At 67.9% G+C, this 22,657-nt stretch carries 26 protein-coding genes; 5 read left to right on the top strand and 21 right to left on the bottom strand.

Features of this window, described 5'->3' with window-relative positions:
- Positions 1 to 240 precede the first annotated feature (240 nt).
- The 5 genes from ACWPN3_RS08620 to hutC all read right to left on the bottom strand — a co-directional run bounded on the left by ACWPN3_RS08620 (position 241) and on the right by hutC (position 4,190).
- On the bottom strand, positions 241 to 1,068 hold the full coding sequence (locus ACWPN3_RS08620; protein WP_492242989.1) for an amino acid ABC transporter ATP-binding protein: 828 nt from the start codon (positions 1,066 to 1,068) through the stop codon (positions 241 to 243).
- Positions 1,068 to 1,772 carry an amino acid ABC transporter permease gene (locus tag ACWPN3_RS08615; RefSeq protein ID WP_492242988.1) on the bottom strand — a complete coding sequence of 235 codons (705 nt, stop codon included), beginning with the start codon at positions 1,770 to 1,772 and terminating at the stop codon, positions 1,068 to 1,070. Before ACWPN3_RS08615 ends, ACWPN3_RS08620 begins: the two co-directional genes overlap by 1 nt.
- 4 nt (positions 1,773 to 1,776) lie before the next feature.
- Complete coding sequence (locus ACWPN3_RS08610; protein WP_492242987.1) at positions 1,777 to 2,424, bottom strand: amino acid ABC transporter permease; 648 nt, start codon at positions 2,422 to 2,424, stop codon at positions 1,777 to 1,779.
- A gap of 111 nt (positions 2,425 to 2,535) precedes the next feature.
- Entirely contained in the window at positions 2,536 to 3,366 is an 831-nt protein-coding gene (locus ACWPN3_RS08605) for a transporter substrate-binding domain-containing protein (RefSeq protein WP_247873312.1), read from the bottom strand.
- 65 nt (positions 3,367 to 3,431) lie between these two features.
- Complete coding sequence (gene hutC, locus ACWPN3_RS08600) at positions 3,432 to 4,190, bottom strand: histidine utilization transcriptional repressor HutC (protein WP_247873313.1); 759 nt, start codon at positions 4,188 to 4,190, stop codon at positions 3,432 to 3,434.
- A 282-nt stretch (positions 4,191 to 4,472) separates the two neighbouring features.
- On the opposite strand from hutC, the gene ACWPN3_RS08595 reads away from it, so the two are divergent.
- Genes ACWPN3_RS08595 through ACWPN3_RS08585 form a run of 3 tightly spaced genes read left to right on the top strand, consistent with a single transcriptional unit; the run spans position 4,473 to position 8,129 of the window.
- The gene (locus ACWPN3_RS08595) at positions 4,473 to 5,798 is read left to right on the top strand and encodes a paraquat-inducible protein A (protein WP_492242986.1); all 1,326 of its coding nucleotides are present in this window, start codon (positions 4,473 to 4,475) and stop codon (positions 5,796 to 5,798) included.
- Positions 5,791 to 7,509 (top strand): PqiB family protein, encoded by a 1,719-nt coding sequence (locus tag ACWPN3_RS08590; protein WP_492242985.1) that lies wholly within the window; start codon positions 5,791 to 5,793, stop codon positions 7,507 to 7,509. Before ACWPN3_RS08595 ends, ACWPN3_RS08590 begins: the two co-directional genes overlap by 8 nt.
- 29 nt (positions 7,510 to 7,538) lie before the next feature.
- Positions 7,539 to 8,129 (top strand): PqiC family protein, encoded by a 591-nt coding sequence (locus ACWPN3_RS08585; protein ID WP_247873315.1) that lies wholly within the window; start codon positions 7,539 to 7,541, stop codon positions 8,127 to 8,129.
- Here ACWPN3_RS08585 and ACWPN3_RS08580 read toward each other — a convergent pair.
- The 6 genes from ACWPN3_RS08580 to osmF all read right to left on the bottom strand — a co-directional run bounded on the left by ACWPN3_RS08580 (position 8,126) and on the right by osmF (position 13,569).
- Positions 8,126 to 9,006, bottom strand: a protein-coding gene (locus tag ACWPN3_RS08580; protein WP_492241211.1) for an IS5 family transposase whose coding sequence is annotated in 2 segments (ribosomal slippage) — positions 8,126 to 8,629 and positions 8,632 to 9,006 — 879 coding nt in all. Because the reading frame shifts where the segments join, the coding sequence is not laid out codon by codon here. The two genes, ACWPN3_RS08585 and ACWPN3_RS08580, sit on opposite strands and share 4 nt — an antisense overlap.
- A 76-nt stretch (positions 9,007 to 9,082) precedes the next feature.
- Complete coding sequence (locus ACWPN3_RS08575; protein ID WP_492242984.1) at positions 9,083 to 9,622, bottom strand: hypothetical protein; 540 nt, start codon at positions 9,620 to 9,622, stop codon at positions 9,083 to 9,085.
- Between the two features lie 94 nt (positions 9,623 to 9,716).
- Positions 9,717 to 10,475, bottom strand: a complete 759-nt coding sequence (locus ACWPN3_RS08570; RefSeq protein ID WP_247873316.1) for an ABC transporter permease — start codon at positions 10,473 to 10,475, stop codon at positions 9,717 to 9,719.
- Positions 10,472 to 11,446 (bottom strand): ABC transporter ATP-binding protein, encoded by a 975-nt coding sequence (locus ACWPN3_RS08565; protein ID WP_492242983.1) that lies wholly within the window; start codon positions 11,444 to 11,446, stop codon positions 10,472 to 10,474. The genes ACWPN3_RS08570 and ACWPN3_RS08565 overlap by 4 nt, the downstream gene beginning before the upstream one ends.
- On the bottom strand, positions 11,443 to 12,627 hold the full coding sequence (locus ACWPN3_RS08560; protein ID WP_492242982.1) for an ABC transporter permease: 1,185 nt from the start codon (positions 12,625 to 12,627) through the stop codon (positions 11,443 to 11,445). The genes ACWPN3_RS08565 and ACWPN3_RS08560 overlap by 4 nt, the downstream gene beginning before the upstream one ends.
- A 9-nt stretch (positions 12,628 to 12,636) precedes the next feature.
- The gene (osmF, locus tag ACWPN3_RS08555; RefSeq protein WP_492261256.1) at positions 12,637 to 13,569 is read right to left on the bottom strand and encodes a glycine betaine ABC transporter substrate-binding protein OsmF; all 933 of its coding nucleotides are present in this window, start codon (positions 13,567 to 13,569) and stop codon (positions 12,637 to 12,639) included.
- 177 nt (positions 13,570 to 13,746) lie between these two features.
- Between osmF and ACWPN3_RS08550 the strand changes: the two genes are divergently transcribed.
- Positions 13,747 to 13,923 (top strand): hypothetical protein, encoded by a 177-nt coding sequence (locus ACWPN3_RS08550; protein WP_492242980.1) that lies wholly within the window; start codon positions 13,747 to 13,749, stop codon positions 13,921 to 13,923.
- Between the two features lie 58 nt (positions 13,924 to 13,981).
- On the opposite strand, the gene pqqE is transcribed toward ACWPN3_RS08550, so the two are convergent.
- From pqqE to ACWPN3_RS08500, 10 genes are all read right to left on the bottom strand, one after another.
- On the bottom strand, positions 13,982 to 15,100 hold the full coding sequence (gene pqqE, locus ACWPN3_RS08545) for a pyrroloquinoline quinone biosynthesis protein PqqE (protein ID WP_492261255.1): 1,119 nt from the start codon (positions 15,098 to 15,100) through the stop codon (positions 13,982 to 13,984).
- A 37-nt stretch (positions 15,101 to 15,137) separates the two neighbouring features.
- Positions 15,138 to 15,434, bottom strand: a complete 297-nt coding sequence (gene pqqD, locus ACWPN3_RS08540) for a pyrroloquinoline quinone biosynthesis peptide chaperone PqqD (protein ID WP_492242978.1) — start codon at positions 15,432 to 15,434, stop codon at positions 15,138 to 15,140.
- Entirely contained in the window at positions 15,431 to 16,207 is a 777-nt protein-coding gene (gene pqqC / locus ACWPN3_RS08535; RefSeq protein ID WP_492242977.1) for a pyrroloquinoline-quinone synthase PqqC, read from the bottom strand. The genes pqqD and pqqC overlap by 4 nt, the downstream gene beginning before the upstream one ends.
- Positions 16,204 to 17,136, bottom strand: a complete 933-nt coding sequence (pqqB, locus tag ACWPN3_RS08530) for a pyrroloquinoline quinone biosynthesis protein PqqB (RefSeq protein WP_492242976.1) — start codon at positions 17,134 to 17,136, stop codon at positions 16,204 to 16,206. Before pqqB ends, pqqC begins: the two co-directional genes overlap by 4 nt.
- A gap of 113 nt (positions 17,137 to 17,249) precedes the next feature.
- Positions 17,250 to 17,330 carry a pyrroloquinoline quinone precursor peptide PqqA gene (pqqA, locus tag ACWPN3_RS08525; RefSeq protein ID WP_014249839.1) on the bottom strand — a complete coding sequence of 27 codons (81 nt, stop codon included), beginning with the start codon at positions 17,328 to 17,330 and terminating at the stop codon, positions 17,250 to 17,252.
- Positions 17,331 to 17,466: 136 nt separating this feature from the next.
- Positions 17,467 to 18,093, bottom strand: a complete 627-nt coding sequence (locus ACWPN3_RS08520; protein WP_492261254.1) for a rhodanese-like domain-containing protein — start codon at positions 18,091 to 18,093, stop codon at positions 17,467 to 17,469.
- Complete coding sequence (locus tag ACWPN3_RS08515; protein ID WP_109048675.1) at positions 18,090 to 18,740, bottom strand: response regulator transcription factor; 651 nt, start codon at positions 18,738 to 18,740, stop codon at positions 18,090 to 18,092. The genes ACWPN3_RS08520 and ACWPN3_RS08515 overlap by 4 nt, the downstream gene beginning before the upstream one ends.
- A gap of 172 nt (positions 18,741 to 18,912) precedes the next feature.
- Positions 18,913 to 19,374 carry a cytochrome c-550 PedF gene (gene pedF / locus ACWPN3_RS08510; RefSeq protein ID WP_492242974.1) on the bottom strand — a complete coding sequence of 154 codons (462 nt, stop codon included), beginning with the start codon at positions 19,372 to 19,374 and terminating at the stop codon, positions 18,913 to 18,915.
- Between the two features lie 238 nt (positions 19,375 to 19,612).
- A complete protein-coding gene (locus ACWPN3_RS08505; protein WP_492242973.1) occupies positions 19,613 to 20,530 on the bottom strand; it encodes an SIS domain-containing protein in 918 nt (305 codons plus the stop codon).
- Positions 20,527 to 20,736 carry a hypothetical protein gene (locus tag ACWPN3_RS08500; protein WP_492242972.1) on the bottom strand — a complete coding sequence of 70 codons (210 nt, stop codon included), beginning with the start codon at positions 20,734 to 20,736 and terminating at the stop codon, positions 20,527 to 20,529. Before ACWPN3_RS08500 ends, ACWPN3_RS08505 begins: the two co-directional genes overlap by 4 nt.
- Before the next feature lie 29 nt (positions 20,737 to 20,765).
- Here ACWPN3_RS08500 and edd point away from each other — a divergent pair, with 29 nt between their 5' ends.
- Positions 20,766 to 22,604, top strand: a complete 1,839-nt coding sequence (gene edd / locus ACWPN3_RS08495; protein ID WP_492242971.1) for a phosphogluconate dehydratase — start codon at positions 20,766 to 20,768, stop codon at positions 22,602 to 22,604.
- Positions 22,605 to 22,657: the final 53 nt, after the last annotated feature.

The raw sequence follows: 22,657 nt of genomic DNA, 5'->3' as shown, positions 1-22,657 counted from the left end.
TGCATGCTCACGCAACCGTTACAGAAGCGGAGAAGGCTGTGGCTCAGATCAACTATAGATACATGTGCGGTGGCAAGCGCATTCATCTGCTTGCCGCAAGGGAATTGCCGCATTCCGGACGTATGGCCGCCGGCTCTGGTTCAGAGATGATCTGCAACCGGGCGAGCCAGCCATCGGCGACGATCTGGCGAAATGGATCGCCAGCCCGCTGGCTGGTCAGCGTCCCGCATGTTGCAAAAATCAGAAGCTGTTCCGCTCATGATAGGTCTGAAGGAACTGCTGCACCCGCGGTTCGGTGGACTCGTGGAAAACCTCGCGCGGAGTGCCGAAGGCGGCGATCCGGCCGCGGTCGAGGAAGGCCACCTTATCGGCGACGTTGGCGGCGAAGCCCATCTCGTGGGTCACCACCACCATGGTCATGCCGTCGGCCGCCAGATCGCGCATCACCTGCAATACCTCGCCCACCAGTTCCGGGTCGAGTGCCGAGGTCGGCTCGTCGAACAGCATCAGGTGGGGTTCCATCGCGATGACGCGGGCGATGGCGACGCGCTGCTGCTGGCCGCCGGAGAGGCGGGCGGGGTAGCTGTCGGCCTTGGCGGCGAGACCCACCCGGTCCAGCATGCGGCGGGCATGGGCGGATGCTGCGGCCTTGTCCATGCCGCGGACCTGCACCAGGGCTTCGGCCACATTCTCCAGCGCGGTCATGTGGGGCCAAAGGTTGAACTGCTGGAACACCATGCCGACGTTGCGGCGCAGATCGCGCAGGTCGCGGTTGGACAGGCGGCGGCGCGGCGTGTCCTCGCTGTAGCCGACCAGCTTGCCTTCGATGCGGATCTCGCCGCGGTCGTAGACCTCCAGGAAGTTGATGCAGCGCAGGAGCGTACTCTTGCCCGATCCGCTGGGACCGATCAGGCAGACGACCTCCGACTTGTTGACGGTCAGGTCGATGTCGCGCAGCACCTCGTTGGTGCCGAAACTCTTGCCGACGCCGCGGATGGAGACCATCGGCGTGGTCTCGCCCTGGGCCATGCTGCGCGACGGGGTGGCGGTTTGGGAAACGGCAGTCATCACGCCCTCGCGGTTGCAGTCTCGGACGAAGACCCTTGCGGCGAGGCGTGGGTCAGGAAACGGGTGACGCGCGCCTCCAGCCGGCGGCCCAGGCGCGACACCACCTCAACCAGCAGCCAGTAGAACAGCGCCATCCCGAGGATGGTCTCGAAGGTGGCGAAGGTCTCCGCCGCCATCGTCTGCATCTCGTACATCAGTTCCGGCACGGTGATGATGGACAGCACCACCGTCTCCTTGGTCAGGATCGCCATCATGTTGACGATGGCCGGGATGGTCGACACCAGCATCGCCGGCACGATCACCCGTCGCAGGATGGCGCCATAGGACATGCCGAGGCTGAGCGCCGCCTCCACCTGCCCCTTCGGCACCGCCTGATAGCCGGCGCGGAAGATCTCGGCGAAATAGGCGCTGCCGTAGATGCCGAGGCCGAGGATGCCGGCGGTCGTCGCCTCCAGCCGCAGTCCGATGGACGGGCCGCCGCTGTAGAGCAGGAACAGCTGGATCAGGAAGGGCGTGCCGCGGATCACCTCGATATAGACGCGGATGACCCAGCGCAGCGGCTTCACCGGCAATTGCCGCAGCAGCATGAGCGCGAAGCCCAGCACCATGCCGATGAGGCAGCCGGCGCCCCAGCACAGGATGGTGATGCCGAAGCCGCGCAGCAGCGCCGGGCCGTACTGGACGAGAAGGGAAAGGTCCAACATCGGATCAGGCCTGTTGAAGGCGGCGTTCGACCAGCGTGCCGAACAGGGCCAGCGCGCCGTTGATCGCCAGATAGATGATGCCGGCCGCCAGATAAATCTCGAGCGGGCGGTAGTTGCTGGCCGAGATGGTCTGGCTGGTCCGCGTCAGCTCCGCCACCCCGACGACGGAGATCAGCGAGGATGCCTTCAGCAGCAGGATCAGCTCGTTGACCAGTGCGGGGACCGAGATGCGGAAAGCCTGCGGCAGCAGGATGCGCGTCCAGATCGACGATCCGGGAAAGCCCAGCGCCAGCGCCGCTTCCGACTGGCCGTGCGGGACGGCGTTCAGCGCGCCGCGGTAGATCTCCGACACATAGGCGCCGGACGCGAGGCCGAGTGCGGCGATGGAGGCGACCAGCGGCGGCACGTCGATGCCGATCAGCGGCAGCATGTAGTAGATCAGCAGAAGCTGGATCAGCAGCGGAACGCCGCGGAAGAAGCTGACATAGACACCGCCGGCAATGTCGGCCGCCCGGCCGCCGGACTGGCGCGCGACGCAGACGACAACGCCGATCACCTGCCCCAGCAGCACGCCGAGCAGAGAGACCCAGATGGTCGTGACGGCCGCTCCCAGCAGATAGGGAAAGGCGTCGATGATGACGCTGAACTTCATCGTGTGGGCCTTCGTCGGCGGTGCCGGAGCCTGTTTCCCTCTCCCCGCCTCCGGCGGAGCCTTGGAGCCGCCAGTCGTGGTGGCGGGAGAGAGGGAATAGGCAGGTTTGCCTTAGAGCTGCGGTTCCGGAACGGTGGTCGGCAGCTCCTGCGAGACGCCGAACCACTTCTTCTGGATGGCGGCCATGCGGCCGTCCTTCTGGATCTTGACCAGGGCGGCGTTGACCGCCTCGATCAGGCTCTTGTCGTCGTCGCTGGGACGGCCGACCCAGGAGAAGTAGGAGGGCTTGCCGAAGGGCGGCAGGACGACGGCGAAGGTCTCCTTGCGCTGGGCGGCGGCGAAGTTCAGGTTCGGCAGCGAGTTGACCGAGGCGTCGACGCGGCCGGCGGCCAGATCGGCGTAGGACTGGTTGCTGTCGACATATTCACGAACGTCCGGCGGGGTCGGCAGCGTCTGGCCGAACTCCTTCACCTGGGCCAGCTGCGAGGTGCCCTTGCCGCCGCCGACCTTCTTGCCGGCGATGTCTTCCGGCTTGTTGATGGTCTTGTCGTCGGCGCGCTTCATCAGGGCAGCGGTCGCTTCCGAAATCGGAACGGTGAAGGAATAGCGCTTCATGCGCTCCTTCGTGATGGTGACCGGGGCGATGACCAGATCGAACTTCTTGGCTTCCAGACCCGGCAGCACGCTGGTCCAGGGCAGGTCCATGTACTTGGCCTTGACGCCCAGCTCCTTCGCCACCTCGTCGAACAGGTCCTTGTCGACGCCCTTGTACTCGTTGTTCTCAAGGAAATCGAAGGGCGGGAACTGCATCTCGGTGGCGACGGTGAAGACGCCCGCCTTCTTCACGTCGGCCAGCGTGTCGGCCATCGCCGTCCCGGCGGCGGCACCGGTGACCAGCAGGGTGGCGCCCAGCAGTGCCGTCTTGAACATCGTCCGAACCATAGCCTTGCTCTCCATCATGAAGTCACCCCTGTTGCGGCCGGCGCCTGTCACCGGTCCTTTTGTGTTTACAAATTCAACTCGGTCGCGCTGTCGGTGATCGACGATCCGCTGAGGCTGAAGCGGTCTCCGACCGAGAGAAAGTGAACCAGCGTCACCGGCCTGCTGAGATGCATGGTCTGCCGCCGGATCGACAGGCAGGCCGCACCGGCTTCCACCCCCAGCAAGGCCGCCATCTCCGCCGTCGCGTTGACCGCGCGCACGGTGTGGTCGGCCGATGACCAGGGAACCCGGTCGACCAGCCATCGGCTGGGTGCCACGACATCGAAGGATTCGTCAACCACCTCCGGCACGACGTCGAGATTGACCAGCCGGCGTTCGTGCTGGATCGGCGTACCGTCGCTGAAATGCAGGCATTCCAGCGTCAGGATCGGCGTTCCGTCGGGCAGGTCGGGCCAGCGGATGCCCTCGCCGTTGCGAAAAATCTTGCGGTCGCGGATGCGGAATTCGTAGACACGCCCATCCCGCGCCACCACGTCGCCGATGTCCTCGATGGGCAGGGCGAATCGGTCGCGGCGGCTGGTGGCGACGAAGGTTCCGGCACGGCGGCGGCGGACCAGGAAGCCCTCCCGCGCCAGCAGGGCAATGGCCTTGTGTACGGTCTGGCGGGAAACGCCGTAGAGGCTGGACAATTCAGCCTCGTTGGGAAGGCGCTGGCCCGCCTGCCAGCGTCCCCGCAGGATCTGCCCGGCGACCGCGCGCTTGATCTGGTCGAACAGGGGGCCGCGGCCGTCGAGGGTGCTGTCAGGCGTCAGGCCGGCTTGCAACGGATGGTCCGGCGGGGACGCCGGTCCGTTACCGCGGTTCTGTCCGGTCAGGCCTTGCCGTGCCAACCCCTGCACCCCGCTCTCCGCGCCGCGTTGCGATGTGACGTTTCGGCGATAATGTATGTACATAATCTTTCGGTCAATCGTGAATTCCCGAACGTGACACAACCCATGTTGCAATGCGGCGGAATTCCGCCTATCCGCTTCGCAGGGGCTTGCGCCAACGCTAATAAAAGCCAATTGGAGGGCGGGTTTCGTCGGCTGGAAGGTTTGCGTGCGTGCATGTCGGTTGGAACGGGCAAGGAAGGGTTGAGGGTGCCGGCGGCGGAGAGTCGTGACGATCTCGTCGCCTGTCCCGACTGCGGCCGCCTGCACCGCGTCCGCCTGCCGACGCCGGGGCGCCGGGCCGAATGCACGCGCTGCGGCGCGGTGCTGTTCCGGAATGGGCGCGGCGGCGTCCGTCACGCGCTGCCCATGGCGGTCGCCAGCGCCCTGATGCTGATGCTCATCGCCGCCAACCCGCTGATGGGCGTGAACATCCAGGGCAACGACCGCACAAGCCTTGTCACCACCGGGGTCGAGATCCTGGCCGACCAGGGCATGTGGCCGCTGTCGCTGCTGGTCGGTGTGCTGGTGTTGGCCGCCCCCTTCGCCCGCATCATGGCGGTGATCGCCGTGCTGCAGCGGCTGCATGACGGTCGCCCTCCCGCCCACGTGCGGGAGACGGCGCGGCTGTTCGCCTGGGCCGAGAAGCTGCGGCCCTGGGCGATGCTGGACGTCTTCCTGCTCGGGCTGCTGGTCGGCTATTCGCGGCTGAAGGGCTTCGCCAACGCGGAGTTCCTGGCCGGCGGGCTGGCGCTGGGCGGTTTCGTGCTGGCCGGCACGCTGATGGACCTGGCGCTCGACAGCCGCCGGGTTTGGCAGGCAATCGACCATGTACCGCCCGGCGATGCGCCGGCGCCCAGGCGCTGGGTCGCCTGCACCGTCTGCCAGCGGGTCCATGGCTGCGACCATGGGCCGGCACCGGACCGCTGCACCCGCTGCCACAGCCGCCTGCACCCGCGTGAGCCGAACAGCCTGGAGCGGACCGCGGCGCTGGTGTCCGCCGGCGCCGTGCTCTACATCCCGGCCAACCTGCTGCCGGTGATGACCGTCGTCAATTTCGGCCAAGGGGCCCCCAGCACGATCCTCAGTGGCGTGCATGAGCTGGCGGAGGCCGGGCTGTGGCCGCTGGCCCTGCTGGTCTTCGTTGCCAGCGTCGCCGTGCCGGTGCTGAAGCTGGCGGGGCTCGGCTGGTTCCTCCTGGCCGCGTGGCGGCGTTCGGCCGCCAGGCTGCACGCCCGGACGCGGCTGTACCGCATCATCGACGCCATCGGGCGCTGGTCCAACATCGACGTGTTCATGATCGCCATCCTCACGGCACTGGTGCAGTTCGGCGCCGTCGCCTCCGTCCGCGCCGATCCCGGCGCCATCGCCTTCGCCGGCGTGGTCGTGCTGACCATGATCGCAAGCCACATCTTCGACCCGCGGGTGATGTGGGACCGCGCGGAAGAGGGAGCGCCCGATGCGGCGCAGAACGAACAGGCTGGAATGACGCGGCATGGCTGACGAGATCCGAGACAACGACCGGCCGGCCTCCCATTCGCCGGAAAGCCACCCGTCTGGCGGCCATCCGCCTGCCGATCATCCGCCCGAGGTCGCGACACCGCCGCGCCGGCGGCTGTCGCCCCTGTGGCTGCTGCCGCTGGTGGCGGCGCTGATCGCCGGCTGGCTCGGCTGGCGCTGGTTCGAGGAGCGCGGGCCGCAGATCGTCATCACCTTCCAGTCCGGCGACGGGCTGGAGGCCGGGCGGACCCGCATCAAGCACAAGAACGTCGATCTGGGCGTGATCGAATCGGTGCGGCTGTCCGATGACCTGTCCCAGGTGATCGCCACGGCGCGGATGGACCGCGCCGCCGCCCGCCACCTGAAGGACGGCACCCGCTTCTGGGTGGTGGCGCCGCGCCTCGGCCTCGGCGGTGTGTCGGGGCTCAGCACCGTGGTGTCCGGCACCTATGTGGAAATGGAGCCCGGCGGCGGCGATGACCGGCGGGAGTTCGACGCGCTGGACGAGCCGCCGGTGGTCCGCGCCGACGTGCCGGGCCGCAGCTTCAACCTGAAGACCGAGCAGCTGGGGTCGCTGGCCCAGGGGTCTCCCGTCTATTTCCGCGGTGTCCAGGTGGGCGAGGTGATGGGCTACAACCTGTCGCCGCAGGACCGCAGCGTGTCGGTGGCGATCTTTGTCCGTGCGCCCTATGAGGGGCTGGTGCATGAGGGAAGCCGCTTCTGGCGGTCGTCGGGCATCCAGTTCTCAGCCGGGGCCGACGGCATCAAGTTTCAGACGGAATCGCTGAAGTCGCTGGCGCTGGGCGGCGTGGTGCTGGAAACCCCGGCGGATCCCGAGGCCGGAGCCCAGGCGCTGGATTGGGCCAGCTTCACGCTTTACGAGGATCAGGCGTCCGCCGCCGCCGCCCGCGACCGGCTGCGTGTGCGCTATCGACTGGAGTTCCCCGGTTCGGTCCAGGGACTGCAGGCCGGCGCCCCGGTGCTGATGCGCGGGCTGACGGTGGGCCATGTCGCCGCCGTACGGCTGGTGTATGACGAGGCCAAGGAGGAACTGCACATCCCCGTCGACATCGATTTTGAACCCGATCTGGTCGCTCGCACCTATGCGGTGATCGACGGCAAGCCGATGGACGAGGCGGCGGTGCGCAAGCTGGTCGCCATGCAGGTGGAGAAGGGTCTGCGGGCCCGGTTGGCCTCGGGCAACCTGATCACCGGGCAGAAGCTGGTCTCCTTCGACTACGCTCCCGGCCTGCCGCCCTCGCCGGGATCGGAGCGGTCGGAGCTGCCGACGGTGGCCTCCAGCGACCTCGATGCGATCATGGCCTCGGCCGGGGTGGTGATGGAGAAGGTTTCCGCACTGCCGCTGGACGGGCTGATCGCCGACCTGCGCGGCACCTTGCAGTCGGTTGGCGGCCTCGCTGGTTCGCCGGACCTCGCGCGGTCGCTGGCCGCACTCGCCAAGGCGCTGGGTAGCGCCGATGCGCTGATGCGCGACACCAACCGGCAACTGCCGCAACTGCTGACGAGCCTACGAGGGGTGGCGACCGCGGCGGAAGGTACACTGAAGAATGCCAGCGGGCTGCTGGGCGGTGGGAGTGGACAGGCCGACCTGCCGGGCGTGATGCGGCAGTTGAACGACGCCGCGCGGTCCTTCCGCGTGCTGGCAGACTATCTGGAACGCCATCCGGAAGCGCTGCTGCAAGGCAAGAAATAATGGGATGGGGAGCAGAGGGGATGAAGGTGATGTGCGGATTCCGGAATGCTGCGCTGGCGCTGCCGCTTTTCGTGCTGGCAGCCTGCCAGTCGACGCCGGACAGCCGGCTCTACACGCTGGCGGTGATCCCGCCGGCCGGTACGGCGCAGCCGGCAGCGACAATGCCCCGGACCCTGGCCTTGGGCTCGCTCGACCTGCCGATGCTGATCGACCGGCCGCAGATCGTCCGCCGCATCGACGGCAACCGGGTGGAGGCTCTGGAGTATGACCGCTGGGCGGAGCCGCTGGCCGACGGCCTGCGCTCCACCCTCGCCGGCGACCTTGCGGCTCGGCTGCCGGGCACGACGATGCTTCCGGTGGCCGGCAGTACGGTGGCAGAGAACACTCCGGTGCTGGCCGTCACTGTGCTGCGCTTCGACGCCGACGCCTCGGGGCGCGTGGTTCTGGATGCGCAATGGACCCTGTCGCCCGGCAGCGGCGCCGGCGGGCGCAAGATCGGGCCGACGCGCGAGACGGTGGAGGTGCCGGAGGCGGGTGCCGATCCCGATGCGCAGGTGCGTAAGATGAGCCAGGCGGTCGCGACCCTGGCGGATCGTATCGCCGCGGGCTTGCGGCGTTAGGTCCTGTCTGACGGCCTACTGACGCGCAGGCATCGCTGGATCATGGCGAGCCTGATGAAGGTCATGTAGTTGACGGCAAGCTTGTCATGTCGCGTGGCAACGGATCGGCATCCTTTGAGCCATCCGATGCCACGCTCGACGACGTTTCGTCGCCGGTATGCCTCCCGATCGAACCGAGGCGGCCTGCCGCGGTGGGTTCGCCTGCGTTCGTCCTTGCGCATGGCAATGACCGGTTCGATGTGGCGGCGTCGCAGGTACTGACGAAAGCGATTGGCGCTGTAGCCCTTGTCGCCAGCCAGCTTTCGAGGCTTGGTGCGTCGGCGCCCTCGGCGGGTGGGCAAGCTGACCGCCTCCAAGGCGGCGACGGCGAAGGAGATTTCCTGAAGCTGACCTGCGCTCAGCACGGCGGCCAGCGGCAGGCCGTTGCCATCGGTCACCAAATGGATTTTGGTCCCGAAGCCCCCGCGGGAGCGGCCGAGTGCGTGGTCGGCCGGCTCGTCCGAGCCCCCCTTTTTCCGCCCCCAGCCGCCGAGCGACTGGCCCGGATGCTGGTGCCGTCGATGCACCAGAGGTCCACATCGATCCGACCATCCGCATCAAGCTGCAAGCGCAGCCGGTCGAGGATCCGCTCGAACAGCCCGTCGCAACGCCATCGCACAAAGCGTTCGTAGATCGTCTGCCAGGGGCCGTAGCGTTCGGGAATGTCCCGCCATTGGGCGCCGGTGTTCAGCTTCCACATCAGCCCATCAACCACTTGACGGTGATCCCGCCACACACCGCCACCTCGCGGATTCGACCGCGGCATCAAATCCGCGATCCGATCCCACTGCGCATCGCTCAGTTCGTAGCGTCGCAGCCCTGTCGCATCGTAAGCCATCAAACTGACCTTGGGCTCTAAACCACAACGTCAATAGGCTCGTCAGACAGGACCTAGGCAGGCGCGCGGCTCCTCCTCAATGCAGCAGGGTGGCGCCGCGGTCGGCGGTGGGGCGCGGCCTGTCCATATGACCGGTGGTCGGCCGGCCTGGCATATGCGACGTCTTCGCAGGGTCAGGCAGCGTCAGGCCGGCGCGGGCGAGGGCCGCGGCCAGGACGCACAGCGGCGCCATCGCCATGCGCACGGCGGTCAGCGACAGCCAGTCGTTCATCAGCACCCCGGCCTCGCCATGCAGCCCTTGCTGGGCCAACCGCACCATGTCGAGCAGCAACGCCTCGTCGGTGCCCAAGGCCGGGCAGGGCGGGCGATGGAGGTCGAGCGGGCGGGTGGTGGCGGCGAGCACGATGCGCATCAGCGTGTCGAACGCCACCGCCGCATCGTTCGACAGCCCGGCCGCGGTCATTCCATCCTGCCAATGAGGATGCTGCCGCTCCGGTTCGCGCAGAGGCTCCGCCCACAGCCGCAGCACCGAGATGACCAGCATCTCTGCGCTGCACAGATCCTGGAAGCGTTCCCGGAACGGGGCGGCGCGGCGATGGGACTGCATGCTGGACATGGCGGACTCCGCTTGGGGGATGGGTCAGCGGAGAGTAGGACGCCGAAATTGCGAATGCAAGTCATTCGCAAAAATGACTGGGTCCGGTCCAGCTTCAGCGTTGCGACCAGCGGGTCAGCCAGCCGGCGAGCCGGTCGAAGCCGGCATCGATCACCACGGCGAGTGCGGCGACGATCAGCGCCCCCTGGATGACATAGGCCTGGTTGGACCCGTTCAGCCCTACGATGATCGGCAGCCCCAAGGTCTTGGCGCCGACGGTGGAGGCGATGGCGGCGGTGCCGACATTGATGATGACGGCGGTGCGGATGCCGGCCAGGATCACCGGGGCGGCCAACGGCAGCTCGACGCGGAACAGCATCTCCGCCGGTCCCATGCCGAGGCCGCGGGCCGAGTCCAGCACCGGGGCCGGGACGCCGTCCAACCCGGCGACCGTGTTCTCCACCACCGGCAGCAGGGCATAGAGCGTCAGGGCGATCAGCGCCGGTTCGGGGCCGAATCCCATCACCGGAACCGCCAGCGCCAGCACCGCCACCGGCGGGAAGGTCTGGCCCATGGTGGCGACGGTTTCCAGAAGTCCACGGAATTCCCGCCCCCACGGACGGGTGACGGCAATGCCGGCGCCGCCGCCCAGCAGGATCGCGGCGAGGCTGGAGACGCCGACCAGCGCCATGTGGTCGAGCGTCAGGCTGACAAAGCTCTCCGCCTCGTACAGTGGCCGGTCCAGGCGGGGAAACAGCGTCGCGAACAGCGGCTTCAGCGACGGCATGCCCAGCACCAGCGCCACCAGCACCACCAGACCCAGCATCAGCCGGTCGGTCAGGAAATCCCGTGGGGCCATGCCGACGCCGGTCATGCCGTTCCACTGGCGGCTGGGCCGCCGGAGACCGTTCCGGCGGAGGTGGGGCGGACGAGGTCGGACAGATGCAGCACGCCGGCCGGCCGGCCGTCGCCGTCCACCACCGGCAGCCGTTCGGTGCCGCGGACGACCATCTCGGACAGGGCGCGGTGCAGCGGCGTCCCGGCGGCCAGCGGCTCGCCGGTCACGCTCTCCTGCCGACGGGCGCGGTCGCCGACGGTTTCCACCGCCAGCCGCTTCAGCCCCCATTCCTCGCGCCCGACAAGGTCGCGCACCAGCGGGCTGGCCGGACGCGTCAGGATGTCCAGCGGGGGGGCGCACTGGATCAGCCTGCCATGGTCCATCACCGCGATGCTGTCGCCAAGCCGCAGAGCCTCATCCATGTCGTGGGTAACGAAGACGACGGTGGTGCCGGTGCGGCGGTGGATGGCCGACAGTTCCGTTTGCAGGCTGGCGCGGGTGATCGGGTCGAGCGCGCTGAACGGTTCGTCCATCAGCAGGATGCGCGGTTCTGCTGCCAGGGCGCGGGCAACGCCGACGCGCTGCTGCTGTCCGCCGGACAACTGGTGCGGATAGGCGCCGCGATAACGGCGGGGATCGAGGTTCAGCAATTCCAGCAGTTCCGTCACCCGGTCGCGGATGCGCGCCCTGGGCCAGCCGAGTAGGCCTGGCACAGTGGCGATGTTGCGTTCCACCGTCCAATGCGGAAACAGACCGACCGACTGGATGACGTAGCCCATGCGCCGGCGCAGCTCCTCCGGCTTCAAGGACGCGATGTCCACGCCGTCGATGCGGATGGCGCCCTCGTCGGCGGGGATCAGCCGGTTGATCATCCGCAGCACCGTCGATTTGCCGGAGCCGGACGGCCCGATCAGCACGCGGAACTCCCCCTCCGCCACGGTGAAGGACACGGCATCCACCGCTGTCCAGGAGCCGAAGCGCTTGGTCACGCGCTCAAAGTCGATCATGGCGCACTCCTTCCCGGCAGGACGCCGATGCTGTGTGTGGCGGCGGCAATGCCGATGGAAAGCAGGGCGTCGGCCGCCACCGCCAGCAGGATGACGGGAACGGCGCCCAGCAGCACAAGGTCCAGCGCGTTGGCGAAAAGCCCTTGGAACATGATGGCGCCCAGCCCTCCTGCCCCGATCAGCGCCGCCACCGCCGCCAGCCCGACCGCCTGGACGACGGTGATGCGCAGTCCCGACAGGAAAACCGGCAGAGCCAGCGGCAGGTCGACGCGCAGGAAGATCTGGCGCGGCGTCAGCCCCATGCCCCGGGCGGCTTCCCGCACCGGGGCGGGAACGCCGTCCAGCCCGACCGCGGTGTTGCGGACGATGGGCAGCAGCGAATAGAACGTCAGCGCGATCACCGCCGGCAGCGGTCCGACCCCGCTGATCCCCGACCCCGGCAGCATCGCGCCCAGCGCCGCCAGCGGTGCCATCAGCAGGCCGAACAGGGCGATGGACGGCACGGTCTGCACCACATTCAGCACCGGAAACACCGCGCGTCCGACCGCCTGCACCCGGTGGGCGGCGACGCCGAGAGGAATGCCGATCAGCAGGGTCGGGACCAGCGCCGCCGCCACCAGCATGGCGTGGCGCAGCACGGCGTCGGCGAAAATCTCGCGGCGGTTGGCGTATTCCTTGAGGATCGACAGCGCGTCGAGATGGCCGGACGCCAGTTGCAGCGCCACCAGTGCGGCGACCGCCCCGCCGACCGCCATCCGGCCGATGGCGCCCAGTCCCAGCCGGCGCGCCGCGTCGATGGCGGTCAGCAGGCCCGCCGCCGCCATCACCCAGAAGCCGGAGGCGAAGGAGGTCCGCGCCGCTGCGGACGCTCCCTGAGCCAGTGCCGCCGCCTGCGCGCCCGCCAGCCAGACCAGCCCGGCGGTGAACAGTCCTCCCGCCACGACGGTCAGGCCGAGCCCGGTACGGGTGGGCCGCAGGAACGGCGTCGCCAGCAGCGCCAGCCCCGGCAGCAGGGCTATCGCTCCGTCAAACCCCTGCGCCGCCGCCCACAGCGGCACCGGCCGTCCCGACAGCAGACGGTTGGGGGCGAAGCCGAGAAAGGGCAAGGCCACGGCGGCGACCGCCGCGGCCAGCACCATAAGCAGGGCGACGCGGTTGTGCAGGAGAAGCCGGCTGGTCACGTCGCCGGCTTACTTCAGGAAGCCCTTGGACTTCAGGTAGTCGGTGGCGACCTGCTTCTGGTCCTGGCCGTCCACCGAGATCTTGGCGTTCAGCCCGCGCAGGGTCTCGGCATCGAGGCTGGCGAACACCGGGTTCAGGAGATCGGCGATCTTCGGGTTGGCGGTCAGCACGGCGGCGCGGACGGTCGGTGCCGGTTCATACACCATCTGCGCGCCCTTGGTATCGGCCAGCACGACGAGGTCGAGCGCCGCGATGGCGCCATCGGTGCCGTAGACCATCGCGGTGTTGACGCCGGACGTCTGTTCGGCCGCCGCGCGGATGGTGGCCGCGGTGTCGCCGCCGGCCAGGATCAGCATCTGGTCGGGCTTCAGCGCGAATCCGTAGGTCTGCTGGAAGGAGGGCAGGGCGGCCGGGCTCTCCACGAACTCGGCCGACGCGGCGACCTTGGCCTTGCCGCCACTGCCGACCCACTTGGCGAAATCCTCCATGGTCTTCAGCTTGTTGGCATCGGCCACGTCGCGACGCACGGCCAGCGCCCAGGTGTTGTTGGCCGGGGCCGGCTTCAGCCAAACGATGCTGTTCTTCTCCTGGTCGAGCTGCCGGACCTTGTCATAGCCGGCACCTGCATTCTTCCGAACCGGGTCGCTGTCGACGTTGAAGAAGAAGGCACCGTTGCCGGTGTATTCGGGATAGATGTCGATCTCGCCGGACAGCAGGGCACCGCGCACGATCTTGGTCGGGCCCAACTGGATCTTGTTTTCCGTCGGGATGCCGCCCGCCTGCAAGACCTGCAGGATCATGGTGCCGAGCAGGCCGCTTTCGGCATCGAGCTTGGAGCCGACGCGGACCGCATCCGCCGCCTGTGCCGACCCGGCGGCGAGGCCCAATGCCAGAACCGCCGCACCCATGAAGGCGCGGCTCTTGTTGAAGATCGTGAACACCCCGGAACCTCCCCCTGAAAGCATTGGGAAAAGGATGGGTGACGGCTGCGCTTACGGCAAGCCGCGCTTTCCGTCTGTCCTGTCCCGGATATGAGTTTTCGCCTATTTCCCCGAGGAACTTCCCATCCGGCGAAGCTGTTGACCGGGAAACCCCAACAGCCCAATCAGGAGGATCCGATGTCCCAGGGCGACAAGGGCAAGTACACCGACAAGCAGAAGCGCAAAGCCGAGCACATCGAAGAAAGTTACGAGAAGCGCGGCGTGTCCAAAGATGAGGCGGAAAGCCGCGCTTGGGCGACCGTCAACAAGCAGGATGGCGGCGGCAAGAAGGGCGGGTCGGGGCACGACAAGTGAGGAGGGTGGACAGATAGGGGGAGATCGCGGCCGATACTCCCCCCGACATAAAACTCTTCTACAGTCCCCGATAGGTCCATTCCGTTCCCAACGCCGCGGCGTCGCGGTCGCGCAGCACGGCGACCTCCGCATGGGCCGGCGACAGTTCGCAAACCGGGTCGGCCGCATCGGCGCTGCCCGCCAGCGCCAGGGCCTGACAGCGGCAGCCGCCCCAATCCTCCTCCTTGTGGTCGCAGGACTGGCAGGGCTCCGGCATCCAGTCGGTGCCGCGGTAGCGCGCAAAGGCCGGGCCGTCCCGCCAGATGTCGGACAGGCTGCGGTCATGCACCGTCTCGAACGTCATCCCCGGAATCGTCTCCGCCGCATGGCAGGGCAGAACCCGCCCGCGCGGGGTGACGTTCATGAAACGGCGCGCCCAGCCGCCCATGCAGCTCTTCGGCCGGCGGGCATAATAATCCGGCACGACGTAATCGACCACGATCCGCCCGGCCAGTTCGGGCAGCCGGGCGCGCACCGCCGCGTCCATCGCCAGCAACTGCTCGCGCGACGGCATCAGGGCTGCGCGGTTGGCGAGCGCCCAGCCGTAATACTGCACGTTGGCGATTTCGATCCGTCCGGCGCCGAGATCCATCGCCAGATCGATGACATCATTCACCCGGTCGATGTTGTGGCGGTGCAGGACCGCGTTGATGGTCAGCGCCATCCCCTGCCGGACCACCGCCCGTGCCACCTCCAGCTTCTTCACGTGGCCGCCCTTGAAGCCGCCGACGCGGTCGGCGCCGGTCGCCTCGGCATCCTGAAGGCTGATCTGCACATGCTGGAGCCCGGCGCGCTGCAACCGCTCCAGCCGCGGCTGATCGAGCAGCACGGCCGAGGTGATGAGGTTGCTGTAGAGCCCGATCTCTGTCGCGTGGGCGACCAGCTCCTCCAGATCCTTGCGGACGCAGGGTTCCCCGCCGGAGAAATGCACCTGGAGCGCACCGGCATCCGCCGCCTCGTCGAGCACGCGCTTCCAGGTGGCGGTGTCCAGTTCCGCGCTGGCGGACTCGAGCGCCACCGGGTTGGAGCAGTAGGGGCAGCGCAGCGGGCAGCGGTGCGTCAGCTCCATCAGCACGGCGAAGGGCGGGGCCGGTTCGGCGGCCGAGGATGCCGCGAAGGCGGGCAGGGCGCAGCTCATTGGACACACCTCCTGGAGACACACCTCCCGGGGCATCTCATGTGACGACATAACCCTTGTTGCGCAGGTCGGTCAGCATCTCCAGCACGTCGGCGGCGACCTCCGTGCGCGGCGCGTCGTATTCCACGGTCAGCCGGTCGATGCCGGCGGCCACGTCGGCGACCTCTCTACCGACGCAGGCGCGCACCACCGCCAGCGCCATTTCGTCCAGCACCAGAAGCCGCTCCGGTCCCATCAGCATCCACTGGCCGCGGCGGCGGTCGTTGCGCAGCATGACGCCGGGGGCCAGCCGCAGCCGGTCGGTCTCGGCAATGTTGGGAGCGATGGCGTTCACCGGCTGTACCGTGTCGGTTCCATGTCCGCCGGCACGAAGGCGCCGGGCGGGATCAGGTTCGGGGTGACATAGGCATGGTGCAGGGCATCCAACTGCGCCCACAGCAGCTCGGTCTTGAAGCGCAGGGCGCGCAGGCATTGCAGCTGCTGTTCCGCCGTATGGGCATTGGTCAGCACATAGTCCAGACCGAACTCCACGTCGCGCGGCGCCTCGTCCAGCCGCTTGCGGAAATAGGACAGGGTGCTGTCGTTGGCGAAGGCGTAGTTGCGCTCGAACCCGGCGATGCGTTCACGGTGGATCGACGGTGCGAACAGCTCGGTTAGCGAGGATGCCACCGCCTCCAGCAGCGAATGGTCGCGCACGAAGTTGACATAGGCATCCACGGCGAAGCGGGTGGCGGGCAGGAGCCCCTCCAGCGACTTCACATATTCGCGGTCCAGCCCCAGCCCGTCGGTCAGTCGCAGCCAGCGTTCGATGCCGCCGACCTTGGTCTCGTCCAGCCCGCCGGTCTGGGTCAGCCCGTCATGGTCCAGCACGCGCTGCAACCAGGCACGGCGCAGCACCGGGTCGTCCATGCGCGACATGATAGTCAGATCCTTGCGCGGGATCGACACCTGATAATAGAAGCGGTTCAGCGCCCAGGCCTGGATTTGTCCCTTCTGCAGCTTGCCGCCGTGCAGCAGCTGATGGAATGGGTGGAGGTCGTGATACTGCCGCTCGCCGATGGCATAGAGCGCGGCGCGGAACTCCTCGCGGGACATCAGCTCAGTCATAGGGTCAGCTCCAGCCCGTCATTGGCGATGCGCCAGCCGGCCGCCTCGGCCTCCGCCCGTTCGGGCGAATCCTCAAGCAGGGCGGGGTTCGTGTTGTTGATGTGGATGTAGATCTTGCGGCCGACGTTCAGCGGCGCGAAGGCGGCCATGCTGCCGGCCGGTCCCGACATCGGCATATGGCCCATGCGTGCCGCCGTCTTCACCCCGGTGCCGCTGCGGACCATCTCGTCGTCGGTCCAGGTGGTGCCGTCGAACAGCACGAGCGGCGCCCCGTGCAGCCGGTCGGCTAGCCAGCCCGGCATGCCGGCGCAGCCGGGGATATAGAAGAAGCCGTCGCTGGACCCGTCGCTGGAGCGGATGCGCAGCGCTACTGTGTCCTCGGCGACGGAGCCGAAGCCGGGTCCGGCCGACGCGTCCTCCAGATAGAGCGCCACCTTGCCCGGCACCGCGAACGCCTCGACCTCCAGCCCCAGCGGCCGACCGTCGGCGCCGGCGGGCTGGAAGGGCTCGCCCAGCGCCATCGGTCGACGGGCGACCAGCTCGGGATTCAACACGTTGAATACGCTGTTGCTGGCCAGCACGCCATGGACGCGCGGTGTGGCATAGACGGCGAAGGGATGGGATTCGCGCAGGGTCAGCAGGCCGGCGACATGGTCGATGTCGGCATTGGTCAGCAGCGCCGCACTGATCGGATTGCCGCGCAGGCCATTTTGGGGATGAAGCTGCGTGTTGGCGAGCAGTTGCGCGCCGAGGTCGGGCGAGGCGTTCAGCAGCAGCCAGCGTTCGCCGTCGGCGGTCACCGCCAGCGACGATTGGGTGCGAGGCTTGGCCGCCGGATCGCCGGAACGGGCACGGCGGCAACCCTCGCAGGCGCAGTTCCATTGCGGGAAGCCCCCGCCGGCTGCCGAACCGAGTACGAGAATCTTCATGGCCACCGTCTTGAGCGCGTCTTGGGCGCGGTCCTTGAGAAAAAGGCCCTGAGGGAAGGCAGGTCCGGGGAAGAGCTGTCACGCCGTGCTTCCCCGGCCCCGCCTCGTCCGGCTTAGAGGCCGGCGCAGGCGTAGGCGTTGATCTCGGTGCCGACGGCGATTTCGGTGGTCTTCGGTTTGCGCCAGGTCTTCATCGCGTGATACTCCTGCTTGCTGACTGTTGCTTACCAGGATGGTTGGCAAGATGAAGAATAGCGGTCCGGGGCGGAGGGCCGCCATGCTACCATGGTGTAATCCGCCACCTCCTTCGATGCCGACCCGCCCCCGAAATCAGGGAGTGGATGTGGCGGGAGGGGGCAGTGGATGCGCCTCCTCCGTCGGCAGACCGGCCTCCATCCAGCCGTCGATGCCCGTCGGGTACCAATGGACACGGGCATAGCCAAGTAACACCGCCCGCTTGGCCGCGTTCCATGACATCCAGCAATCGGACAGGCAGTAGAACAAAAGATCGCGCGAGCGGTCGCCGCCGGTCAGCCGGTCCAACTGGAACTCGAACCATGCCAGCGTCGCCGGATCGGGCGACCCCACCCCCACATTGGGCAGCCAGACGCTGCCGGGAATTTGCCGGTAGGGCTTCGATTGCAGCCAGGGGCCGCCGGGCAGCGTGCTGCGCTCCAGGCGCTGGACGAAGATCGGGATGAGGCGCCCTTGCGACAGCAGCGCCTGCACCGCAGGCGTGTCGACCGTTTCCGCCCCGACGACCCCGTCCGGCGTGGGCGAGCGGTAATCGGACAGGCGGTAGCCGTCCGGCTGTGGAATACCGGCGGCCAGGGTGGGGGTGGTGAAGGCGAGGGTGAGGGTGAGGGTGAGGAGAAGAGCGGCGGCCGCTGGGAGGTTGGATCCCCAGCCGGTCGTCCTCGCCGGGCGGGGTGGGGGTAAGCGCCTACAGGCCCTCACCGCCGGTCGGCCAGCACACGGTTGGCGATCACCACCGCCTGGGTGCGGCTGTAGACCTTCAGCTTTTGCAGGATCGCCGAGACATGGGCCTTCACCGTCGTCTCGGTGATGCTGAGGTCGAAGGCGATCTCCTTGTTCAGCTTGCCGGTGCCCAGAAGTTCCAGCACCCGCAGTTGCTGCGCGGTCAAGGTGGAGATACGCCGCGCGATCTCAGCCGTCTCGGCATCCTCGGCCTCGTCGGCGGTCGCCTCGTCCGCGGCTTGGGGAGGAACGTAAAGCTCGCCGTTCAGGACTTGGCGCAGGGCGGCGGCGATGGCGTCGCGCGGGGTCGATTTGGGAATGAAACCGGCGGCCCCGCTCTCCATCGCCTCGCGCACCCAGCGGCGTTCCTCATGGGCGGAGACGACGACGACCGGTGTCGCCGGAAAGCGCTGGCGCAATGTGCGCAGCCCACCCAGGCCGTTCATGCCTGGCATGTTGACGTCGAGCAGCACCAGATCGAGGTCGCCGCGCTCCTCCAGCGCCTGCATGACGCTGTCGAGCCGGTCCGCCTCCATCACGTCGGTGGCCTGGCAGGAATAGAGCACCGCGCTGCGCAGGGCGTCGCGCACCATCGGATGGTCATCGGCAATCAGGATCCGGGTCATGGCCTGCGGTTCCCTGCACAGCGGCAGACAAGATGAAGACTGGGACAGCATCCCGCCTCCATTGTGTCAGAGCGAAATGGACGGGCGCAACAACGCGAACGACCCGAATTGTTTTGTGCGCGAACATGTCGCACCGCCATCGGATGTACTCCCCTTCGGTTGGAGCGGGCCGTCACTCTTCGTGCACGGTTTCCAGCCAGGAGCGGATCGACCACAGCGCCTCCTGCCCCAGGGCGTCGCCGAACTTCGGCATGTAGGTCACGCCGTTGCGGATCGAGCCGTTGGTGACGCGCTCCTTGAACCATTCGTCGCCGCCATCGCCCTTCTCCAGGTAGCGCAGGTCGGGGGCGATGCCGCCGGACACCGCACCCAGTCCATGGCAGCGCGCGCAGTTCTGGTTGAAGGCCGAGGCACCGATCTCGATGGCGCGCGGGTTGCCGCGGTAGGGATTGCTGTCCTGCCATGTCTCGCCCAGCTTCTCCAGTCCGGTGGTGTCCACCGGCTGCGGGACAACGTCGCCATGGGCGAGAGCCGGGCCGCACAGCGCCGCCGTCAACAGCCCGGCCAGTGCAAGCGTGGCGAAGGAGGCAAGGCGGGGGAGCCGGTCGGGCGGCGTGGCAGGGATCTGGGTCATCTCTTGCGTCCTCTTCCTGCATCCGTCTTTGGGCTCCCGCATTGTGCCGTGCCGCAGATTCCGTGTTTTGCGGAAGTGCTTGACGGTTGCGAGGCCGGATTGCGGCCAAGGATAGCAATCGTTCGTTCGCTAAATTATTCGACGATGGTACAAGACCCGCCGGCAAGGTCGGAATCGCGCCGTGGCAACTTGGTCTATGGTCGGATGACGCAAAGGGCAGGCTGCCGGGAACCCGCTGTCAGGTCAGCGGCGGCAGCCGCCCGGCGTTGATCGCCGCCTTCACCTTCGCCAGTTGCCGCACCGCCGGATCGCCCAGCCGCAGCGCCACCCCTGTCGACAACACATCGATCAGCGTCAGATGCACCAGTCGCGAGGCCATCGGCGTGTACATCTCGGTGTCCTCCACCGGCCGGCTGGCGATGACGACGCTCGCCATCGCGGCCAGAGGCGACCGTGGTGCTGTGATCGCCACCACTGCGGTGCCCTGCGACCGCGCCGCCGCCGCCAGCTCGTTGATCGTCCCGCTGCGCCCGGTGTTGGACAGCGCCAACAGCACCCCGCCGGCCGTCATGTTGACCAGCAGCATGCGCGCCAGCACCGGATCGGCGCAGGGCTGGGCGTCGGCACCGAAGCGCAGCAGCTTGTGCGCGGCGTCCTGAGCCAGCGCGCTCGACCCGCCGGTGCCGACGCACAGCACGCGCGACGCACCCGCAAGAAGAGCGATAGCGTGCCCCAGCGCCTCATCGTCCAGCGTGGACGATGCCGCGGTCAAAGCCGCCGCGCTCGATGAAAAAATTTTTCGCGCCAGTGTTCCAACATCGTCGTCCGGCGCGACATCCTTGCTGACATAGGGGGTGCCGCCGCGCACCTCGTCGCGCAACGCATCGCGTGCCTGGGATTCGGCAAGCCGCAGCTTGAAGTCAGGGAAGCCGGCACAGCCGACGCTGCGGCAAAAACGCACCACCGTCGCCTCGCTGACCTCCGCCGCCTGCGCCAGCGACGTGACGTTCAGGTCGAGCACCCGCCGCGGATCGGCCAGCACCAGATCGGCGATCTGCCCTTCCGACCGTTTCAGCTCGCTTCGCAACCGCCGGATCTGATCGAGTATATCCAATGGTGCAGGAAGGGCGGCTGTGCTGTTGACCGGGGATGTCATGGCGTAAAGTTACTTCCCTGAAGAGCCGATTCCGCGAGGCGCCGGCCGCTGATCGTCGCGAAAGCGGCGGCGTCCGAAGCGGCGCTGCCGTCACTATGAAGATTTTTGCCGTAGATGGCGAGAAATCCAGCCAAGCCATCCCATTTATGAAAAAATTTTTCTTCACACCCCGTCTTCCCAGGCGTATGGTCCGTTCCGGAAATCATCGCCTCCCACAAACGGTCGAGACGCGATCATGAGCAAGCCCGTTCCCCTGAATTCTGTCGTCGCCCGCGTGACGGAGCGCATCGCGGAGCGCAGCCGCGACCGCCGTGCCGCCTATCTGGCGCGGCTGGAAAGCGCCGGTGGAAAGCCGCGTCGCCATCGCCTGGGCTGCGCCAACCTCGCCCACGCCTTCGCGGCCTGCGGTGCGAACGACAAAGCGGCTCTGCGCGGCGAGGCACAGCCGTCGATCGGCATCGTCACCGCTTACAACGACATGCTTTCCGCCCATCAGCCCTACGAGCGCTATCCCGCGATGATCCGCGAGTCGGTGCGGGCGGCCGGCGGCGTGGCGCAGGTTGCCGGCGGCGTGCCCGCCATGTGCGACGGCGTCACCCAGGGTTACGAAGGCATGGAACTGTCGCTGTTCAGCCGCGACGTGATCGCGCTGGCGACAGGCGTCGCCCTTTCCCACGCGACCTTCGACGGCGTCCTGTGCCTGGGCATCTGCGACAAGATCGTCCCCGGTCTGGTGATCGGTTCGCTCGCCTTCGGCCATCTGCCGACGATCTTCGTCCCCGCCGGCCCGATGCCGTCGGGCCTGTCGAATGCCGACAAGGCCAAGGCGCGCCAGCTCTATGCCCAGGGCAAGGTCGGTCGCGAGGAGTTGCTGGAGGCGGAGTCCCAATCCTACCACGCGCCCGGCACCTGCACCTTCTACGGCACCGCCAACACCAACCAGATGCTGATGGAGATCATGGGCCTGCACCTGCCGGGCGCCAGCTTCGTCAACCCCAACACGCCGCTGCGCGACGCGCTGACCGATGCCGCCGCCCGCCGGGTGGTGGCGATGACCGCCCCCGGCGCCGGCACCCCCATCGGCCGCATCGTCGATGAGCGCGCGTTGGTGAACGGCATCGTCGGGCTGCTGGCCACCGGCGGTTCGACCAACCACACCCTGCACATCCCGGCCATCGCCGCCGCTGCCGGCATCGAGCTGAACTGGGAGGATTTCTCGGAGCTTTCGGCGGTCGTCCCGCTGCTGGCCCGCGTCTATCCCAACGGCAGCGCCGACGTGAACCGCTTCCATCAGGCCGGCGGCATGCCCTTCGTCATCGGCCAGTTGATTGACGCCGGGCTCCTCCACACCGACATCTCCACCATCCATGGCGACGGTGGGCTGGAGCCGTACCGCAGCATGCCCGGGCTGGACGAAGGCGGTGCCCTGACCTGGACCAGGGCTGCCACCGACCAGAGCGGCGACCCGCCGGTCGTCGCCACCACCGCGGCGCCCTTCGCCGCCGAAGGGGGCTTGCGCGTTCTGACCGGCAACCTCGGCCGCGGCGTCATCAAGACCTCGGCGGTCAAGCCGGAACATCGCCTGGTCGAGGCTCCGGCCCGCGTCTTCGACAGCCAGGAGGCCGTCCAGGCCGCTTTCCGCGCTGGCGAACTCGACCGTGATGTGATCGTCGTCGTCCGCTACCAGGGCCCCGGTGCCAACGGCATGCCGGAACTGCACAAGCTGACCCCGCCGCTGGGCGTGTTGCAGGACAAGGGCTTCAAGGTCGCGCTAGTGACCGACGGCCGCATGTCCGGTGCGTCTGGCAAGGTGCCGACCGCCATCCACGTCACGCCGGAGGTGAAGGGCGGCGGTCCGCTCGGCCGTGTGCGCGACGGCGACATCCTGCGGCTGGACGCTGAGGCCGGGGCGCTGAACGCCATTGTCGATGCGGCGGAGTGGGAAAGCCGTGGCGCGCCCCCGCCGCCGAGCGAGGATGCTTCCCATGGCTGCGGGCGGGAGCTGTTCTCCCTGTTCCGCAACAATGCCGGCCCGGCGGAGAGCGGTGCCTCCGTCCTCAACCTGCTGGGGTGATCCCGCAGGACAAAATCCTGGAACTGCGGGCTGGCACAGGGCCATGCCGGCCC

It is taken from the genome of Azospirillum sp. UENF 111221 (assembly GCF_058780625.1).
This window is presented reverse-complemented; position numbering and strand designations above follow the sequence as displayed.

Excerpts from the sequence above, each read along its gene's own strand:
- ACWPN3_RS08620 (WP_492242989.1), bottom strand. The coding sequence starts at position 1,068 with ATGACTGCCGTTTCCCAAACCGCCACCCCGTCGCGCAGCATGGCCCAG.
- ACWPN3_RS08615 (WP_492242988.1), bottom strand. The coding sequence starts at position 1,772 with ATGTTGGACCTTTCCCTTCTCGTCCAGTACGGCCCGGCGCTGCTGCGC.
- ACWPN3_RS08610 (WP_492242987.1), bottom strand. The coding sequence starts at position 2,424 with ATGAAGTTCAGCGTCATCATCGACGCCTTTCCCTATCTGCTGGGAGCG.
- ACWPN3_RS08605 (WP_247873312.1), bottom strand. The coding sequence starts at position 3,366 with ATGGTTCGGACGATGTTCAAGACGGCACTGCTGGGCGCCACCCTGCTG.
- ACWPN3_RS08595 (WP_492242986.1), top strand. The coding sequence starts at position 4,473 with ATGTCGGTTGGAACGGGCAAGGAAGGGTTGAGGGTGCCGGCGGCGGAG.
- ACWPN3_RS08590 (WP_492242985.1), top strand. The coding sequence starts at position 5,791 with ATGGCTGACGAGATCCGAGACAACGACCGGCCGGCCTCCCATTCGCCG.
- ACWPN3_RS08585 (WP_247873315.1), top strand. The coding sequence starts at position 7,539 with ATGTGCGGATTCCGGAATGCTGCGCTGGCGCTGCCGCTTTTCGTGCTG.
- ACWPN3_RS08575 (WP_492242984.1), bottom strand. The coding sequence starts at position 9,622 with ATGTCCAGCATGCAGTCCCATCGCCGCGCCGCCCCGTTCCGGGAACGC.
- ACWPN3_RS08570 (WP_247873316.1), bottom strand. The coding sequence starts at position 10,475 with ATGACCGGCGTCGGCATGGCCCCACGGGATTTCCTGACCGACCGGCTG.
- ACWPN3_RS08565 (WP_492242983.1), bottom strand. The coding sequence starts at position 11,446 with ATGATCGACTTTGAGCGCGTGACCAAGCGCTTCGGCTCCTGGACAGCG.
- ACWPN3_RS08550 (WP_492242980.1), top strand. The coding sequence starts at position 13,747 with ATGTCCCAGGGCGACAAGGGCAAGTACACCGACAAGCAGAAGCGCAAA.
- pqqE (WP_492261255.1), bottom strand. The coding sequence starts at position 15,100 with ATGAGCTGCGCCCTGCCCGCCTTCGCGGCATCCTCGGCCGCCGAACCG.
- pqqC (WP_492242977.1), bottom strand. The coding sequence starts at position 16,207 with ATGACTGAGCTGATGTCCCGCGAGGAGTTCCGCGCCGCGCTCTATGCC.
- pqqB (WP_492242976.1), bottom strand. The coding sequence starts at position 17,136 with ATGAAGATTCTCGTACTCGGTTCGGCAGCCGGCGGGGGCTTCCCGCAA.
- pqqA (WP_014249839.1), bottom strand. The coding sequence starts at position 17,330 with ATGAAGACCTGGCGCAAACCGAAGACCACCGAAATCGCCGTCGGCACC.
- ACWPN3_RS08515 (WP_109048675.1), bottom strand. The coding sequence starts at position 18,740 with ATGACCCGGATCCTGATTGCCGATGACCATCCGATGGTGCGCGACGCC.
- pedF (WP_492242974.1), bottom strand. The coding sequence starts at position 19,374 with ATGACCCAGATCCCTGCCACGCCGCCCGACCGGCTCCCCCGCCTTGCC.
- ACWPN3_RS08505 (WP_492242973.1), bottom strand. The coding sequence starts at position 20,530 with ATGACATCCCCGGTCAACAGCACAGCCGCCCTTCCTGCACCATTGGAT.
- ACWPN3_RS08500 (WP_492242972.1), bottom strand. The coding sequence starts at position 20,736 with ATGATTTCCGGAACGGACCATACGCCTGGGAAGACGGGGTGTGAAGAA.
- edd (WP_492242971.1), top strand. The coding sequence starts at position 20,766 with ATGAGCAAGCCCGTTCCCCTGAATTCTGTCGTCGCCCGCGTGACGGAG.